Below are 16,262 nucleotides of genomic sequence, written 5' to 3'. Positions count from 1 at the left end.
CTTATCAAATTCAGACCCTCAGCATGCCTCGAAAGCCCCGGGCGGCATAGTAAGATTCCGCCCCGTTGTGGTACACAAAGACGGTATCGTAGCGGCGGTCGCAAAAGAGGGCGCCGCCCAATTTCCGGATATTAGCGGGAGTTCTCACCCAGCTTGACGTTTTGGTATCAAAGCTTCCCAGTTTCTGCAGTTCCCGGTATTGTTCTTCCGTCAATAACTCAATGCCCATAGCAGCCGCCATATCGACCGCGGTATTCTCCGGCCTGTGTTCTTTCCTCGATTCGAGCCCTTCATGGTCATAGCAGACGCTTCTGCGGCCCTTTGGGCTTTCCGCCGCACAATCATAAAAAAGATATTCGCCCGTAGAACGATCGAACCCCACAACATCCGGTTCGCCGCCGGTTTCTTCCATTTCGTTCAGCGACCACAGCTTTTCCGCGTTGGCTTCCAATTTTGCCTGTATTTCATCCCATTCAATACCCGGATGCCGATTCCTGTTTTTCTCAAAGCGGGCCTTTAAGGTTTTGAGCAGCTCCTCACGCTGCTCGAGCGACAATTCCCGTTTTTCATTTTTCATATTGACATCTCCTAATCAAAATTTTCCGCTGCAATTCTGCCGCAATCGGTATCCTGGATTGTCAGTAATGATTTCCGGATTCAGGGCGGTATATTCGCTCTGCCTTTTTCAGGAAGTGTCCTATCGGACTTCACTCCTCGCTGCCAAGAGCTTCTTTAATCAAGGCTTTGGAAATATACATCGCTTCTCATCTGTTCTTTAGAAGCGTGTGATGAAAGGTACCGTTCGGGAATTTTTCTGTGCCTTTTCGCATTTGTGGATGATGGAAGATACGACTCTGTGCGCCTCTGTCAATTCCGCTTTTGTGTATTTTTCGGCTGTTCATGGCTTTTCTATTGTCCGGATTTTCTCTAAATCCGCGCTGCACAGAATGTCCAGATTCGCAAAGATCTTTTCGGCGGGCCAGTTCCACCACTGCAATTGCAGCAGGTATTCGGTCAGATCGTCATCGAAACGCTTTCTGATAACCTTGCAGGGATTTCCCCCGGCAATGCAGTAGGCGGGGATATCTTTCGCCACCACAGAATTTGCGGCAATGACAGCGCCGTCACCGATATGGACGCCGGGCATCACCGTAACATTCTGTCCGATCCATACATCGTTGCCCACTATGGTGTCGCCCTTAAAAGGAAGGTCATCCAAAGAGGGCATGGATTTTTCCCAGCCGCCGCCCATGATGTTGAATGGATAGGTGGTAACGCTGCACATCCGGTGGTTGGCGCCATTCATGACAAACTCGATGCCCTTGGCGATGGCACAGAATTTTCCGATGATGAGCTTGTCGCCCAGAAACTCATAATGATGGGTGACGTGCTCCTCAAAGCGCTCCGGGCCGTGGATGTCGTCGTAGTAGGTATAGTCGCCCACAAGAATATTGGGACGGGTGATGACATTCTTAATAAAACAGACGCTTTTGATCGCTTCGTTGGGGTAGATCGCATCAGGATTCGGGCCGTACTGCATCGAATCCCCTCCTCTCAAATTGGAAATTATAATGAAATCTTCCAATACACTCCGTTGGGCAGCTTAATGAGATAGCCGGGATGTTTTTCCTTTATCTTTCCAGTAGACAGATCTCTGATGATTACATTTTCATGGTATTCCGGATCTTCATACCATTCGGAAAAATATAAGTCTTCTCCATCGCGGAACAATAAATCCTCGGTTTGCCCTATTTCTATTTTTTCATTCTCTGGCCAGACAATTTCAAAAATCTTATTGTTTGCATCTCGACAAAGCATAAGGGGCGAGACTTTTAATGCAAGATTGTAACAATTTTCTACAATTCCCAATGGAAGTTCTTTGATCATTTCAAGTTCCTGATTCTCCGGAAAATAGCGATACAGCTGTATTTTCTGTTTGAAAAAATCAACTCCTAAAAAGGATAGCTTTCCTTCGTCCCAAACCGGCTGCTCGATATAGACATTTTCTTTCAATTCGAATGGACTGTAAACCGTTCCCTCTGGATAATGAATCAAATGGCAGGTCATTCCAGAAAATATTTTTCCCGATTTCACAATTGCTTCAGCTTCATATAAATCGCAAAAGGAATCTTTGCTCTCTTGGCAAGCATACCACTCTAGGGTACCATCTATCCGTTCAGGATATGATTCTGATATTCCCTCAATTTTTATGATATTCATCCGGTTTTCCCTTTCTAAATCCCAATTTCTCTGCGTATAGGTTCAGAATTTCCGCTTCTAATTTAAGCTCAGTTTACCACGGCAATCGGGTTTGGGCAATGGTGCAGCGTCCTCGGCCGGAGCACCGCTCTGACATGGCCAATCTCAAAACGTGTTTTTTCGTTCGGTATTGACACAAAAGAAAATACGTGCTAAGTTATGAGTAATCGAATAGATTGCGGGGGGACTCTACGGAGTTGAGAAGGTTAAAACCTGACCCTTTGAACCTGTCAGTTAACACTGGCGCAGGGAAGCAAATGCAGAACGAATGAATCGGTGCTTTCCTCACAAGGGAAAGCACTTTTTTATTTAACAACTGAATCTGTTGCGGGGGGACTCTATGGAGTTGAGAAGGTTAAAACCTGACCCTTTGAACCTGTTAGTTAACACTGGCGTAGGGAAGCAAAACATCGATCGAAAGGATGCTTGCCATGGTCGGCGGCATCCTTTTTGTTTTGAGGAAAGAAAGGTGACCCATATGAAAAAGCTTTTGACCATAGCCGGTTCGGATTGCAGCGGCGGCGCGGGAATTCAGGCCGACCTGAAAACCTTTGCGGCGCACGGCACCTTCGGCATGAGCGTGATCGTCTCTGTGGTGGCGGAAAACACGTGCGAGGTTCTCGGTGTGCAGGACATCTCTCCCGATATGATCAAACAGCAGATCGACGCCGTGTTTCAGGACATCGGCACAGACGCGGTGAAAGTCGGTATGCTTTCCAAATCCGACTGCATGCTGGCCGTGGCAGAAAAGCTGCGCGAATACCGCCCGAACAATGTGGTGATCGACCCCGTGATGCTGGCGAAAAACGGCTGCCCCCTGATGCAGCCGGACTCGATGGATACGCTGATCCACGAAATCCTGCCGCTGGCCGATCTGCTCACTCCCAATATTCCCGAGGCGGAGACCATCACCGGCCTTGCAATTCATTCGCCGGAGGATATGGAGCGCGCGGCGAAGAAAATCCACGCCATGGGGGCGAGGGGTGTTCTGGTAAAAGGCGGTCACGCCGACGGTGACGCGCTGGATATCCTGTTCGACGGCGAGCGCTTTTACCGGTTCAGCGAAACGCGAATCCAGACCAAAAACACACACGGCACGGGCTGTACGTATTCCTCTGCCATCGCCTGCAATCTGGCGCTGGGCTGTTCCATGGAGGAAGCGGTGCGCAAAGCAAAGGCGTACGTCACCACCGCGATCCGTCATTCGCTCGCGATTGGCAAGGGTTGCGGCCCCACGCATCATTTTTACGATCTTTATCAGAATGGATTATAGGAAAGAGAGGGCAAATGAATGGAATTTCAAACACAGATGGACGCTGCCCGTAAAGGGATTGTCACAAAAGAACTGCGTCAGGTAGCGCAGGAAGAGGCTATCGCGGAGCAGGAGCTGCTGGAGCTGGTGGCCGGCGGGCAGGTCGTCATCCCAGCCAATGTGCGGCATACGGTGCTTCATCCGCACGGCGTGGGGAAGGGGCTCCGCACGAAAATCAACGTAAACCTCGGTGTTTCCGGCGACTGTGTGGATTACCGGGTCGAGATGGAAAAGGTTCGCCTTGCCGAGCGCTTTGGGGCCGAAGCCATCATGGATTTGAGCAACTACGGCAAGACGCATACCTTCCGGCAGAAGCTGATCGAAACCTCCCCCGCCATGATCGGTACCGTACCGGTTTACGATGCGGTGGGGTATCTGGAAAAGGATTTAAAAGAGATCACGGCTCAGGATTTTCTGAAGGTGGTGCGCGCCCACGCGGAAGAGGGTGTGGATTTCATGACGATTCACGTCGGGCTCAACCGCCGCGCCGTAGAGATCTTCATGCGGGAGCGGCGTCAGATGAACATCGTTTCGCGCGGCGGCTCGTTGCTGTTCGCGTGGATGAAGATGACCGGGAACGAAAACCCGTTCTACGAGCATTACGACGAGCTGCTCGAAATTCTGCACGAATTCGACGTCACGATCAGCCTTGGCGACGCCCTGCGCCCCGGCAGCATCGCAGATGCGACAGACGCCTCTCAGATCGCCGAGCTGACGGAGCTTGGGAATCTGACCAAGCGCGCATGGGAGCGCGGCGTACAGGTCCTGGTGGAGGGCCCCGGCCACATGGCGATGGATGAAATTGCCGCCAATATGAAGCTCGAAAAGCGGTTGTGTCACGGCGCGCCGTTTTATGTACTTGGGCCGCTGGTCACGGACATCGCCCCCGGGTACGACCATATCACCTCCGCGATCGGCGGGGCGATCGCTGCTGCGAACGGAGCGGATTTTCTCTGCTATGTCACTCCTGCAGAGCACCTTCGTCTGCCCGATCTCTCCGACGTGAAGGAGGGTATCATCGCATCGAAAATCGCGGCCCACGCGGCGGACATTGCCAAGGGAATCAAACATGCACGCGAGGCGGATTACCGCATCAGCGAAGCCAGAAGGCGGCTGGATTGGGAAGAGACCTTTGCGCTCGCGCTCGACGGAGAGAAAGCAAGAACATACTTTGAAAGCGTTCCGCCGGAGGATCAGCACAGCTGCTCCATGTGCGGGAAAATGTGCGCCGTACGCACCATGAACCGGATTCTCGAAGGGCTCGACGTCGAGCTGATGCCCGAGAGCAAATAAAACGAAAGGGGAGAGATGCATGACTCAAAAAGAATGGCTAGAGCAAATCGGCGGCATTTTAGAAGAAGTTCGCTCGAAAAAGCCTCTGGTTCACCACATTACCAATTATGTTACCGTCAATGACTGCGCCAACATCACGCTGGCGATCGGGGCCTCGCCCATCATGGCGGACGATATCGGCGAAGCGGCGGATATTACCGCGATTTCCTCCGCGCTGGTGCTGAACATCGGCACGCTGAATGAAAGAACGATCGAGTCGATGCTTGCGGCTGGGAAACAGGCAAATAAAACTCGAATCCCCGTTGTGTTTGATCCGGTCGGCGCGGGGGCCTCCGAGCTGCGCAACCGAACAACCCGACGGATTCTGGAAGAAGTAAAGATCAGCGTGCTGCGCGGGAATCTCTCCGAAGTCCGGTTTGTGGCCGGTCTTGACTCCCGGACAAAGGGCGTGGATGCCTCGGAGGAGGACAGCCGCGGTGGACTGCAGGCCGCGCGCGATACCGCACAGGCGGTGTCGAAGCGCCTTGGCTGCGTTACGGCAGTAACCGGTGCCATCGACATTGTAACGGACGGAACCCGCACGCTGTATTTGAAGAACGGCGTTCCGGCGCTTTCCGGCGTGACGGGAACCGGCTGCATGTGCAGCTCTCTCGTCGGTTCGTTCTGCGGCGCCACAGACGATTTCCTCTCCGCCGCCGCGGGAGGAATCCTCTGCATGAGCATCGCAGGGGAGCTCGCGGCTGAAAGGGCGGGAGAACTCGGCAGCGGCAGCTTTCGCGTCGCGCTGGTCGATGCAGTCAACCGTATGAGCGCCGAAATTCTGGAAGAGAGGGCGAAGCTCGATGAAACCTGATTTTGATCTCAGTCTGTACCTGGTTACCGACCGCGATCTGATGAGCACGACGACGCTCGAGCAGGCTGTGGAACAGGCGATAGAAGGCGGGATCACGCTGGTGCAGCTGCGCGAAAAGGATGCATCTTCTCTCGACTTTTACCACACGGCACTCGGCGTGAAGCGGATGACCGATGCAAAGGGGATACCCCTCATTATTAACGACAGGGTGGACATTGCCCTTGCCGTAGACGCCGCGGGGGTCCATGTCGGGCAGGAGGACTTGCCCGCGAAAACGGTTCGCGCCATCCTCGGGGAAGAGAAGCTTCTCGGTGTTTCTGTCTCCACAGTGGAGGAGGCTCTTCAGGCCGAACGCGACGGTGCGGACTATCTTGGCGTCGGCGCCATGTTTGCCACCGGCACCAAGGCGGACGCACAGCTCGTCTCTATGGAAGAACTGAGAAAAATCCGTTCCGCCGTGAGCCTCCCGATCGTTGTGATTGGCGGCATCAACGCAAAGACCATTCCCCTGTTCCGGGGGGGCGGTATAGACGGTGTCGCTGTTGTTTCGGCAATCGTCGCTGCCCAGGATATCGCTGCCGCGGCCCGCAGCCTGAAAGACCTGCTGGAGCAGCAGAAATCCGCTTGCCGGGAGTAAACATACTTCGAAAGAAATACAGCAGACCCGTCCGCAGAAAAGCTGCGGACGGGTCTGCTGATGGATGATTTGTTAGAAAAGGTGCGTTCACACCGGGGCACAGATTTCACACAGATGCTTTTTGCAGCATTGCCGGCACGTATCTCTCCAGAATCGGCCGGGAGGGATCTGAAGTCAGCCCATCAGCGGCGAGCTGCGGAAAGATGTCGCTCCACGCTTTTTGAACCGCCTCTGCGGTGTGGGGGATGGAAAAGACCGCGTATTTGCCGCCCGGCAGGGAGAGTTCAGTAACAGCCGTGTCCGTTTGGGAATAGTCGTCAGAAACCAGAATGCAAACGTCGTAGCGGCAGCGTTCCGGCGGTGTGGTCTGGGGATGATCTTGTGAAATTCCCAGAATGACTGCCGAGTCGGTGAACAGGTCGTTGGCTCTGACCCATTCCTTGAATGTTTCCATCAGCGCGTGGTTGCCGGGGCCATACGGGCCGGTGCGCCGCATCGACATGGCCCGGCCTGCCGTCATCTCTTCTATTTGATAGGTCATAAAAATCCTTCCTGATTGATGAACTATCCGCACCATAACACGCTTTAAAATCTTTTTCAAGAATTCTTTTAAAACCGTTCAGGATTACGGCAGTTCAAATTCAGTTTCTCTTTACCCTTCGAGGGGAAAAAGGATTGCTTCAAAGGAACTTTTCTGTAACAGAAAGAGCGCCGTGGAAATTTCCACGGCGCTCTGTTTGTTTGAGAAATCCCGATCACATCAAGAGGGGAGCAACGATTGCCAAAATAAAGATCGGAATATCGGATGCAATAAAGGTTGGTACGCACGTATCCCAAATGTGGTCGTGCTGTCCGTCCGCGTTGAGTCCGGCCGTCGGTCCGAGTGTGGTATCGGAAACAGGGGAGCCGGTATCGCCGATGGTAGCAGCCGCAGCAATCAGGAGCGTGGTTGCGCCGACGCTGAAGCCCAGCTGTGCGCAAAGCGGTACATACAGAACCGCCAGAACAGGAACGGTACCGAAAGAAGTACCGGTGCCCATTACGATGAACAGACCAACGAGCATCATGATGAGCGCGCCGAGCAGCTTGCTGCCGCCAATGAAGCCCAAAGAGCTCTGGATCAACTGATCAACACCGCCGCTGTCGCGAAGAACGGCGCTGAAGCCATTGGAAGCCAGCATAACGAATGCGATGAAGCCCATGAGCTGAACGCCTTCGTCAATGATCTTATCCATGTCGGACCATTTGACTGCCTTGGTGATGAACATAATGGCCAAACCGATCAAAGCGCCCAGCGGCAGGGAACCCCAAACCAGCTGAATCACCAGGGTAACAACCGCAGCGATAACCGCAGACCAGTGCTTAAAGGTCATGGTGGTGTCAACGGTATCCAGATCAACCGCGAAGCCTTCCACGTTCTTGTACTCTCTGGGTTTGCGATACAGGAACAGAACGACCAGAACAAAGCCGATCAGCATTGCAACGCCAAGGGGCCAGGTGTAACGCCAAACATCCATTTTGTCGATTTCCATGCCGTTTTTGGTCATGTTGTTCGAAATGATGCCGTGGTAAATCAAACCGAATCCGGCAGGGATGGCAACATAAGGAGCACGCAGACCAAACGCAAGGGCGCAGGCCACAGCTCTTCTGTCGATCTTCATCCTGTTCATGACGATCAGCAGCGGCGGAATCAAAATCGGAATGAAAGCGATATGTACGGGAATCAGGTTCTGCGAGAAGCAGGAAATAAAGCCCAGGAAAAACACGAATACCAGTGATTTTCCGTTGACCAGCTTGGCGATTTTAACCGCCAGAATGTCGGAAACACCCGTGTAGCTGATGGTGGCGGCCAGACCGCCCAGCATCACATAAGACAGGGCCGTTTCGGGGTCCTCACCGATACCGGTGATAAAGGTTGTCATTGTTGTCGAAACGTCCATGCCTGCGACCAAACCAGCAGTAACTGCAGAGGCAAACAGGGCCAGCAGAACGTTCACTCTCAAGAAGCACAGTACAAGCAGCACAACAACGGCAATAAGTACCGGGTTCGTCAAAATCATAAAATAACCTCCTCTTGTTTTAATAAAGGGAAAACCTGTAAAACTGATACAGAAAACATCCCCTCTTTATGCCACAAGCCCCGTTAGCGGTATGGAGGATTCACAGAGCACAAACTGAGAAAGCGAAAGCAAACCATTCTCAGTGTTCCGGCGCAGACCTTTTTGTGGGGATACAGCCGGTCAGCAAACACAGCGTGAACAAGTGCGTTTCATTTCTCCTTTCGTTGCGTTTATTTGTGTATGCTGTGAATCTCATTCGCTGCAAGGACTATCCGCACGAACCGTGGGGGTTAAGAAAAACCGAACACCGCCCGTTCCTTCGGGCGATCCATCAGAACAAAGAGCAGAGTAACAGTGCTGGGACGTACCAGATCAATTTTTTCCACGCCTGACAATCTCCGTCCGAATCCTGGCTTCATACGGGGAATGCTCTTTGCGTTGGATCAAAACTGTCGGCGGTGTTCAGGTTCGTTCTTTCGATAAATTACAGCTCGATCTTTGAAGCGCTTTCTTCTACATGAGAAATCAGGCTGCCGTCGATGAGAGTGCTTTCACACAGATTGATATCCTCATACAGCGGGCGATCCTCTTCCAGCTTGCTCACCAGAGCGCGGATGGTATCATAGGCGGGTTTCGTGCCTGCGCCCATGCCCTTGTCGCCGCGCATATCGATCGCCTGGCAGGCGCACATCAGCTCCATTGCCAGAACACGGCGGGCGTTGCCCAGAATCTCGCGGGCCTTGCGCGCCGCGATGGTGCCCATGCTGACGTGGTCTTCCTGGTTTGCGGAAGAAGGAATGCTGTCAACGCTGGCGGGATGCGCCAGAACCTTGTTTTCAGAAACCAGAGCCGCAGCGGAATACTGAACGATCATAAAGCCGGAGTTTACGCCGCCGTCTTTGGTCAAAAATGCGGGCAGACCGCTCAGCGCGGGGTTTACCAGGCGCTCCATGCGGCGTTCGGAAACGTTCGCGAGCTCCGCGATCGCGATTCCCAGGAAATCGAAGGGAAGCGCCATCGGCTGGCCGTGGAAGTTACCGCCGGAGATGCCCTCCATGGTGTCCTTCAAAATGATCGGGTTATCAGTAACCGAGTTGATCTCGATTTCGACCTTCTGCTTGACAAAGTTGATGGCATCCTTGCTCGCGCCGTGGATCTGCGGTACGCAGCGCAGGGAGTAAGCGTCCTGAACGCGGATCTCGCCCTGATGGGTGGTATTTTTGCTGCCGCTGAGCAGCTGCCGCAGGATTCTGGCGGTATCCATCTGGCCCTTGTGGGGGCGGATTACATGGATGCGCTCGTCGAGAGCGTTGACTACGCCGTTGTGTGCCTCAAAGCTCAGAGCGGCGGCAACGTCGGCGACCTTCAGCAGTTCCAGAGCGTCATAAACGGTCAAAGCGCCGGTAGAGGTCATAGCCGGGGTACCATTGATCAGTGCCAGGCCCTCTTTTGCGCTCAGCTCCACGACGGGGATGCCCGCACGCTTCATCGCTTCGGCGCCGTCGAGGATTTCGCCCTTGTATTCCGCCTGACCAAGGCCGATCATCGGCAGAACCATGTGAGCCAGAGGAGCCAGGTCACCGGAAGCGCCCAAAGAGCCCTTTTCGGGAATCTGAGGAGTAACGCCCTTGTTGAGCATTTCAATCAGAACGTCTACAACCTCCATACGGCATCCGGAAAAGCCTTTCGCCATATTGTTAATGCGGAGCAGCAGCATTCCGCGGGCCGCATCGCGCGGGAACGGATTGCCGGCGCCGACCGCATGAGTAATGATCAGGTTCTTCTGCAGCAGCTTGCATTCGTCGCTGCTGATGACAACGTCGCTGAACTTTCCGAATCCGGTGGTTACGCCGTAAACAACGCGATCCTCATCGACGATCTGATCCACAACCTTGCGGGAAGCGATGATGTTCTGTTTGGCCTGCTCCGATAAAGCAACAGGCACGTCCTCGCGGCAAACCAGTGCGAATTCTTCCAGGGTCAAATCCTGGCCGGTCAAAATAACAGTTTTCATAATGTACAATCTCCTTTTACCATTTTGGTTTCAATGCAACTCACACACAAATCACTTGTTGAACTTTGACCAGATTATACATCGCCGCATGTCAAAGAAACGTCTAAGTGAATCTTCTTATTTTTCTAAAAATCAGGCTGCAAAAATTGCTGAATTGCAATTGCAGGCCGAAAAGGAGCAATCTTAGGTAAAAACAAACGCAAACTGTAATAAATAATGAAAACCGACAGATTGAAGCGAAAAAGATCGTAATTTTGGGGTGGCCAAAACCCAGACTGATGGCCTTAAATTTACTTTCCTTCTTATTTTACGGGGAAAAGATACAAAAGAGAAGAGGGTAAAGGCAAAAAAATTGAAAAGATTGATCAATGAAAAAAAGTTGTGATTCTGATAAGAGTGATTTTGCTCCTCAAAAGCCCTGAAAAAGCCAGGTGCGATGCGGCTTTGAAGAGCTTTGTGAAAGGTGTTTTACTTCTAATATAGAATGAAAAAAACGCAGGTTTTCACACTCTTGTTTTTAATGACAATATTCCAAATTTGCTTTATTGTGTCATCTAGATGATTTGGTAGCTAGCTAACATGTTAGCACGTTAAATTGAATTCAAAACGTGAAAATTTGAGCAAATCAGGGGGGTTTATTGCAAAGCGCTCGAAAAGGAAAAAATGCCGTTTTTCCCGGAACAATCGAAGGCTTGTCCGTCTATTTCATTTTGTGTTACAGGTTTTTTCGTTATGATTTAGGGAAAAAGCGGTGTTTTTGCCCCTGCATTGAGCCTTAATTTGCTCTGATAGAAAAGACGGAAATAAGATGGAATTTTACTGTGCTAATCTGATAACAAACTATAGAATGCGCAGTCTGCCTGGATTTTTACGTCAAGATCGCTCTTTTCCTGTTTTTTCTTCCGTCTGATCGCATTTTTCAAAGTCAGGAAAATGCCTTCTTTTTCCTGAAAAAAATTCAAATTTCATCAAAATAATTGAAAATACGCGCGAAAGTTGAAGATATGGGCAGAAAATCCTGCAAAAACAAGTTTTGAATATTTTCTTCTTGGAGCCGCGAACAGAGGGTTTATGGAAGATGAGAAGAAGCAAGAGACTCCTTCCATTTTGAATACAAGAGAAAATCACAGTATAACTGGGTTTTTACCAAAATATAGAATCTTTTTCTATCCTTTCACTTTTTCTCGATCTTCCTGGCAAACAAAAAATGGAAGGATCAGAAGTCGTTATGTTCGTTTTCCGAAACAATTTTGGTTGATAAAATGCGACGTAAAATTCTTTCTCCGCGGTCTTTAGCGTCGAAACGCTCACTGCCCGCGCAGACTTTTTCAGGGTGGAACGATCCGGGTATTTGTGGTAAAATAACTTCAAACTTCATACTAAGCGGTGATGCTGCGGTATGCTTTTTTCTTTTTGCAAAAGACGCGAAGGCAGATTATCTTTCCAGAGAAGAGAGTTTTCTGCGGGTTCCCCGTGGCGTGTCAGTGGGCTCAACCCACCAGCCGCTTTCAGAAAGTTCTTATTGGCCTGCATAGCTGCTTGCGGTAGCTTTCTGCAAGGCCGTATCCGTGTGGGAACAGACAGTTTTTTGAGACGCTTCTCCGCGGGTGTCAGCGTGCTCAACCCGCCGATCACTTTCAGAAAGCTATCGTTGGAAATGACTGAATGAAAATGGCAGGGGGAAAAGCTGATGAAAGACCAATTGAAAAAACGGCCGGTGCTGCTTTTGTTTCTCGTAGTTTGTCTGTTGATCAGTATTCCCGTTGTATCGGTTTGGTATCCCGGCACCAAAGGGGCCATTGTCTCTCGTGTGAAAAACAACGAAGCGCAGCTGACAGAGGTTGCTTCCTCTGTCATAGAGCGCGGCAGCGCAGAGGGCGCTTCTGTCTCCGGCGTTCAGGAGATCGTCTATCATTCCGACAGCAAAATGGTCGAATTCCTGTGCGGCGGCTTTGGTCTGGCTCCATCCTCTTCCTACACCGGGTTCTATTATTCCCCGTCGGATGTTCCTTTGGGCTTTCAGGGGGAAGTTATGTCTCTGGTAAAAACCGATACGGGGTGGAGCTATGAGCAGGTCAACGGGGACAATCAATATGAAACAGAAAAAATCGTTGACCGCTGGTACTACTTTCACATGAGTTTTTAATCGTATCAAAAGAAGGAGAGCAAAAAAGAACGGCCTGATTTCTCAGACCGTTCCCATCATTCACTTATTCTGTTTGGTGCTTTTCAAATCATAAGCTTCTTATTTCAGGGGCGAAGCTGCCAAAACAGCGGCTTCGTCGCGAACGATAGCGGTTTCGATCTCGTGGATTTTTGCCTTCATGTCCGCTACATACGCTTCGTCCTTAATGGAGCCGAGGTTGATCTTCACGTTGAGCAGAGCGCCCAGAACCGCAGTGCGGGTCATCATCGCGGCCACCATGCCGTCGGTTACGGCGTTGGCATTTCCTTTTTTCACCATAGTGCCGGCCATCGGCATGATCTTTGCCGCAGTTACGGCAACATGCAGCGGCACCTCGGCGGCCTTTTTCAAAGCCTCCTGCATCGCGTTGCGGCGAACTTCCTTCTGCTCGTCGGTGTCCTTCGGCAGAGTCATCGCTTCCATATAAGCGTTGAAGGAGGTGCTGTCACGGGTGATCTCATCGAGAAGCTCCGCGCGCAGCGCCGCAGCCTCAGGGATGATCGCCTTCATTTCGTCCGCGGCCTCTTCATAGCCTTTTTTGCCGATGGTCAGCTGGGCTACCATTTCCGCCAAGGCGGCGGCCAGTGCGCCGGCCAGAGCAGCAACGCTCCCGCCGCCGGGCGCGGGCTCGTTGGAGGCGGTAGTGGCGCAAAAGACCTCAAGGGTCATATTTTTCATTTCCATTGGTATGTTTCCCTCCAAAATTGATTGCTTACAGGCGGGTTTCCAGAACCTGATCCATGTTGAAGTTCTCGATCTGCAGGTAATACTCTGCGCAGTCGATCAGAGCGGCCATGGGAACCAGGCCGATCACTTCGCTGCCTACCACGTTGACGCCGTAACGGCGGGCTTCCATCTTAACGGTTTCAAATACGCGGTACACGGCGGATTTGGTGTAGTCGGTCAGATTCATGGAGACCTGAGCAATGTTGCGGTCCTCGAGCATAACGCCCATCGCCTTGACAAACCGGAAGCCGCCGCCGATGAAGCGAACCTTGCGGGCAATCTGGGTGGCGATTTCGAGGTTGGGGGTGTCGAGGTTAATGTTGAAGGCAACCAGGGGCATACGGGCGCCTATCGCGGTGACGCCGGCGGTGGGATGAATGTGATCCGGGCCGAAGTCGGGCTTCCATTTGGAATCCTTCATCTTCTCGGGCATGCCCTCGAACTGGCCCTTGCGGATCTCGGAGAGATTCTCGCGGTGGGGAGCGGTAGCGGACTTCTCATACAGGAAGCTCGGCACGCCGAATTTCTCCGCGATGGCGGCGCCGACCTGTTTGGCGATCTCGTTGGCTTCGTCTACGGTGCAGTTGCGCACGGGGATGAAGGGAACCACGTCGGTTGCGCCCATGCGGGGGTGCTGGCCCTCGTGCTTGGTCATGTCGATCAGCTCGGTGGCAACGCCAATGGCCTCGATCACTGCGTCGCGCACCGCTTCGGGCTCGCCCACTACGGTGACGACGCAGCGGTTGTGGTCTTTATCGGTGCTGTAGTCCAGCAGCTTTACATCTTCTTTTCCGCGGAAAGAGGAGACGATTTTCTCAACCTTTTCCAGGTCGCGTCCTTCGCTGAAGTTGGGTACACATTCCAGAATTTTGTTCATCATAATGATCGGCTCCGTTTCTATGTTGAAATTTTTATGGTGGATGAATCCGCGCTGAGAACGGGAATCCGGCAACGGAATCGGCTACAAAACAATCATAATAGAAGATTTCGGCAAGTGCAACCACCGAAACCGGCTTTTTCGATGGAACGCCCTCCTTTGTGACGTTTATTAGACGAGAGAGCGGATATAGTGTGAGAAAAGCGTCTTTATTCACATTGTTTTACAGAAGGAGAGTGGGACAAAATGACAAAACTGGAGAAGATCACACCGCAGGATTTTGTGGTGAGCGAGTGGTCTGGCGGGAAAACAACGCAGATCGCCATCGACCCGCCCGGCGCGCTGTATGCCGACCGCAGCTTTCATTTTCGGCTGAGCTCAGCCACGGTGGAGCTTGAGGAATCAAACTTTACCTCTCTGCCGGATTACGACCGGATCATCGCGCCGGTAGAGGGGGAGCTTTCCCTTTTTTATAAGGGAAGCGAAACGCCGGTAATTCTGCGGGAGCTGGAATGCGCCGCGTTTGACGGCGCGTGGGAGACCCGCAGCCGCGGAAAGGTTGTGGATTATAATCTGATGACCCGAAAGGGCGTCTGCCGGGGCAATGCGTTTGCGTTGATTGTCGGCGTGGGGCAGACGGCGGAATTCTGCTGCCAAAGCGGCGAACCGGGCCGCAGCGTTCTGCTGTGCTGGTGTGTGCAGGGAGCCGCTGAGCTCGGTGCAGGAGGGGAGACCGTCGCTCTTTCACCGCGCGACGCAGCCCGTCTGCAAACGGAGGCCGGCGCGCCCACCGTAGCTGTGAAAATTCGGAACAAGGGGGATTCCCCCGTTCGGCTGATGGTGGCGCAGGTGTCTTTTCTTTCCTGACATTCGCGTTCCCATCGATTGAAAATGAGTACGTTTCCACCCCCGGAACTTGCCCGTTTGGCTGTATTCGTCCTTTTTGGCGCGGATTTCTGAACATGAGCCTTTTGTTTTCGACGTAAGGAAAGAGCCGGAGCAGTTCGTTTGAAATACCTCGGTTTCTCTTAAAAACGGGATGTCCGCTGGGTTTTTGACGGTTTTAGCGTCTGGAATCCCTATGGCTTTTCGTCTTATTATCGTCAAATTGGACGTTTTGCGGTCATTTGGTTATTGTAACGAGGAATTCGGTGTGGTATTTTGGAATAAAGAGTGGTTTCAAACGCCCGGCAGGCCGTGTGTGGCGGCTATGACGGCGTTCGGGGGCCGAATTCATAAATGGATCAGGAGGAATTGTAACAATGGGCTTTTTATCTGATATTGAAATTGCACAGCAATACGAAGCAAAAGACATTCGGGACATCGCAAAGACCGCGGGCATCGACGAGAAATATCTGGAGGTGTACGGACGGGGCAAGGCAAAGGTGGACTATAAGCTCCTGAGCGATCTGGCGGACAAACCGGACGGCAAACTGATTTTAGTCACGGCGATTAACCCGACTCCCGCGGGTGAGGGAAAGACCACCACGAGCGTCGGCCTGACCGACGGCCTGCGCCGAATCGGCAAAAAGGCGATTGTCGCTCTGCGCGAACCCTCCCTTGGCCCGGTATTCGGCGTAAAGGGCGGCGCGGCCGGCGGCGGATATGCCCAGGTAGTACCGATGGAGGACATCAATCTGCACTTTACCGGAGATTTCCATGCGATCGGCGCGGCGAACAACCTGCTGGCCGCTCTGCTGGATAACCACATTTATCAGGGCAACGAGCTGCGCATCGATCCCAAGCGCATCACCTGGAAGCGCGTTGTCGATATGAACGACCGTCAGCTGCGCAGCATTGTGGACGGCCTTGGCCCGCGCACCAACGGCGTCACCCGTGAAGACAGCTACGACATCACTGTCGCTTCCGAGATCATGGCGGTTCTGTGCCTGTCCTCTTCCATCAGCGATATGAAAGAGCGCCTTGGCAAAATGATCATCGGCTATACTTACAACGAAGAGCCTGTCACCGCTGCTCAGCTCAAGGCAGAGGGTGCGATGTGCGCTTTGCTGAAGGATGCGATCAAGCCGAACCTGGTGCAGACGT

Annotated in this window: 15 protein-coding genes and 2 riboswitches; of the genes, 7 read left to right on the top strand and 8 right to left on the bottom strand. The window is 52.4% G+C overall.

Features of this window, described 5'->3' with window-relative positions:
• Positions 1 to 10: 10 nt before the first annotated feature.
• From TY09_RS10875 to TY09_RS10865, 3 genes are all read right to left on the bottom strand, one after another.
• Positions 11 to 577 carry a DUF4256 domain-containing protein gene (locus tag TY09_RS10875; protein WP_042434201.1) on the bottom strand — a complete coding sequence of 189 codons (567 nt, stop codon included), beginning with the start codon at positions 575 to 577 and terminating at the stop codon, positions 11 to 13.
• Between the two features lie 321 nt (positions 578 to 898).
• Positions 899 to 1,540 (bottom strand): Vat family streptogramin A O-acetyltransferase, encoded by a 642-nt coding sequence (locus TY09_RS10870; RefSeq protein ID WP_042434198.1) that lies wholly within the window; start codon positions 1,538 to 1,540, stop codon positions 899 to 901.
• Positions 1,541 to 1,566: 26 nt separating this feature from the next.
• Complete coding sequence (locus TY09_RS10865) at positions 1,567 to 2,220, bottom strand: hypothetical protein (RefSeq protein ID WP_042434195.1); 654 nt, start codon at positions 2,218 to 2,220, stop codon at positions 1,567 to 1,569.
• 209 nt (positions 2,221 to 2,429) lie between these two features.
• A riboswitch (TPP riboswitch) is annotated at positions 2,430 to 2,529 on the top strand.
• 49 nt (positions 2,530 to 2,578) lie between these two features.
• Positions 2,579 to 2,678, top strand: a riboswitch (TPP riboswitch).
• Between the two features lie 59 nt (positions 2,679 to 2,737).
• Between TY09_RS10865 and thiD the strand changes: the two genes are divergently transcribed.
• The 4 genes from thiD to thiE are packed head-to-tail and all read left to right on the top strand — an operon-like array spanning position 2,738 to position 6,354.
• On the top strand, positions 2,738 to 3,532 hold the full coding sequence (thiD, locus tag TY09_RS10860) for a bifunctional hydroxymethylpyrimidine kinase/phosphomethylpyrimidine kinase (protein WP_042434192.1): 795 nt from the start codon (positions 2,738 to 2,740) through the stop codon (positions 3,530 to 3,532).
• A gap of 18 nt (positions 3,533 to 3,550) precedes the next feature.
• Entirely contained in the window at positions 3,551 to 4,864 is a 1,314-nt protein-coding gene (gene thiC / locus TY09_RS10855) for a phosphomethylpyrimidine synthase ThiC (protein ID WP_042434189.1), read from the top strand.
• Between the two features lie 19 nt (positions 4,865 to 4,883).
• Entirely contained in the window at positions 4,884 to 5,717 is an 834-nt protein-coding gene (thiM, locus tag TY09_RS10850; protein ID WP_042434186.1) for a hydroxyethylthiazole kinase, read from the top strand.
• Positions 5,707 to 6,354 (top strand): thiamine phosphate synthase, encoded by a 648-nt coding sequence (thiE, locus tag TY09_RS10845; protein WP_042434183.1) that lies wholly within the window; start codon positions 5,707 to 5,709, stop codon positions 6,352 to 6,354. Before thiM ends, thiE begins: the two co-directional genes overlap by 11 nt.
• A 106-nt stretch (positions 6,355 to 6,460) precedes the next feature.
• Here the strand turns inward: thiE and TY09_RS10840 are convergent, their stop codons facing one another.
• From TY09_RS10840 to hutH, 3 genes are all read right to left on the bottom strand, one after another.
• On the bottom strand, positions 6,461 to 6,895 hold the full coding sequence (locus TY09_RS10840; protein WP_242841484.1) for an AraC family transcriptional regulator: 435 nt from the start codon (positions 6,893 to 6,895) through the stop codon (positions 6,461 to 6,463).
• 214 nt (positions 6,896 to 7,109) lie between these two features.
• Positions 7,110 to 8,414: an SLC13 family permease gene (locus tag TY09_RS10835; RefSeq protein WP_042434180.1), complete on the bottom strand. Its 1,305-nt coding sequence runs from the start codon at positions 8,412 to 8,414 to the stop codon at positions 7,110 to 7,112.
• Between the two features lie 484 nt (positions 8,415 to 8,898).
• On the bottom strand, positions 8,899 to 10,428 hold the full coding sequence (gene hutH / locus TY09_RS10830) for a histidine ammonia-lyase (protein WP_042434177.1): 1,530 nt from the start codon (positions 10,426 to 10,428) through the stop codon (positions 8,899 to 8,901).
• A gap of 1,690 nt (positions 10,429 to 12,118) precedes the next feature.
• Here hutH and TY09_RS10820 point away from each other — a divergent pair.
• Complete coding sequence (locus tag TY09_RS10820) at positions 12,119 to 12,574, top strand: hypothetical protein (RefSeq protein ID WP_009065484.1); 456 nt, start codon at positions 12,119 to 12,121, stop codon at positions 12,572 to 12,574.
• A 99-nt stretch (positions 12,575 to 12,673) separates the two neighbouring features.
• Here TY09_RS10820 and TY09_RS10815 read toward each other — a convergent pair whose 3' ends face one another.
• Both TY09_RS10815 and ftcD read right to left on the bottom strand, forming a co-directional pair.
• Positions 12,674 to 13,297, bottom strand: coding sequence for a cyclodeaminase/cyclohydrolase family protein (locus TY09_RS10815; protein ID WP_042434171.1), 624 nt, complete (start codon positions 13,295 to 13,297; stop codon positions 12,674 to 12,676).
• A 28-nt stretch (positions 13,298 to 13,325) separates the two neighbouring features.
• Positions 13,326 to 14,219 carry a glutamate formimidoyltransferase gene (gene ftcD, locus TY09_RS10810; RefSeq protein ID WP_020072018.1) on the bottom strand — a complete coding sequence of 298 codons (894 nt, stop codon included), beginning with the start codon at positions 14,217 to 14,219 and terminating at the stop codon, positions 13,326 to 13,328.
• 243 nt (positions 14,220 to 14,462) lie between these two features.
• Here ftcD and TY09_RS10805 point away from each other — a divergent pair, with 243 nt between their 5' ends.
• Both TY09_RS10805 and TY09_RS10800 read left to right on the top strand, forming a co-directional pair.
• The gene (locus tag TY09_RS10805; RefSeq protein WP_042434168.1) at positions 14,463 to 15,083 is read left to right on the top strand and encodes a HutD/Ves family protein; all 621 of its coding nucleotides are present in this window, start codon (positions 14,463 to 14,465) and stop codon (positions 15,081 to 15,083) included.
• A gap of 395 nt (positions 15,084 to 15,478) precedes the next feature.
• Positions 15,479 to 16,262, top strand: a 784-nt coding sequence (locus TY09_RS10800) for a formate--tetrahydrofolate ligase (RefSeq protein WP_042434166.1), incomplete at its 3' end; no start/stop codon positions are given.

The sequence above is a fragment of the Faecalispora jeddahensis genome (assembly GCF_000577335.1).
Taxonomy (GTDB): domain Bacteria; phylum Bacillota; class Clostridia; order Oscillospirales; family Acutalibacteraceae; genus Faecalispora; species Faecalispora jeddahensis.
Note: the sequence above shows the minus strand (reverse complement) of the source record. Positions and strands in the feature narration are given on the sequence as shown.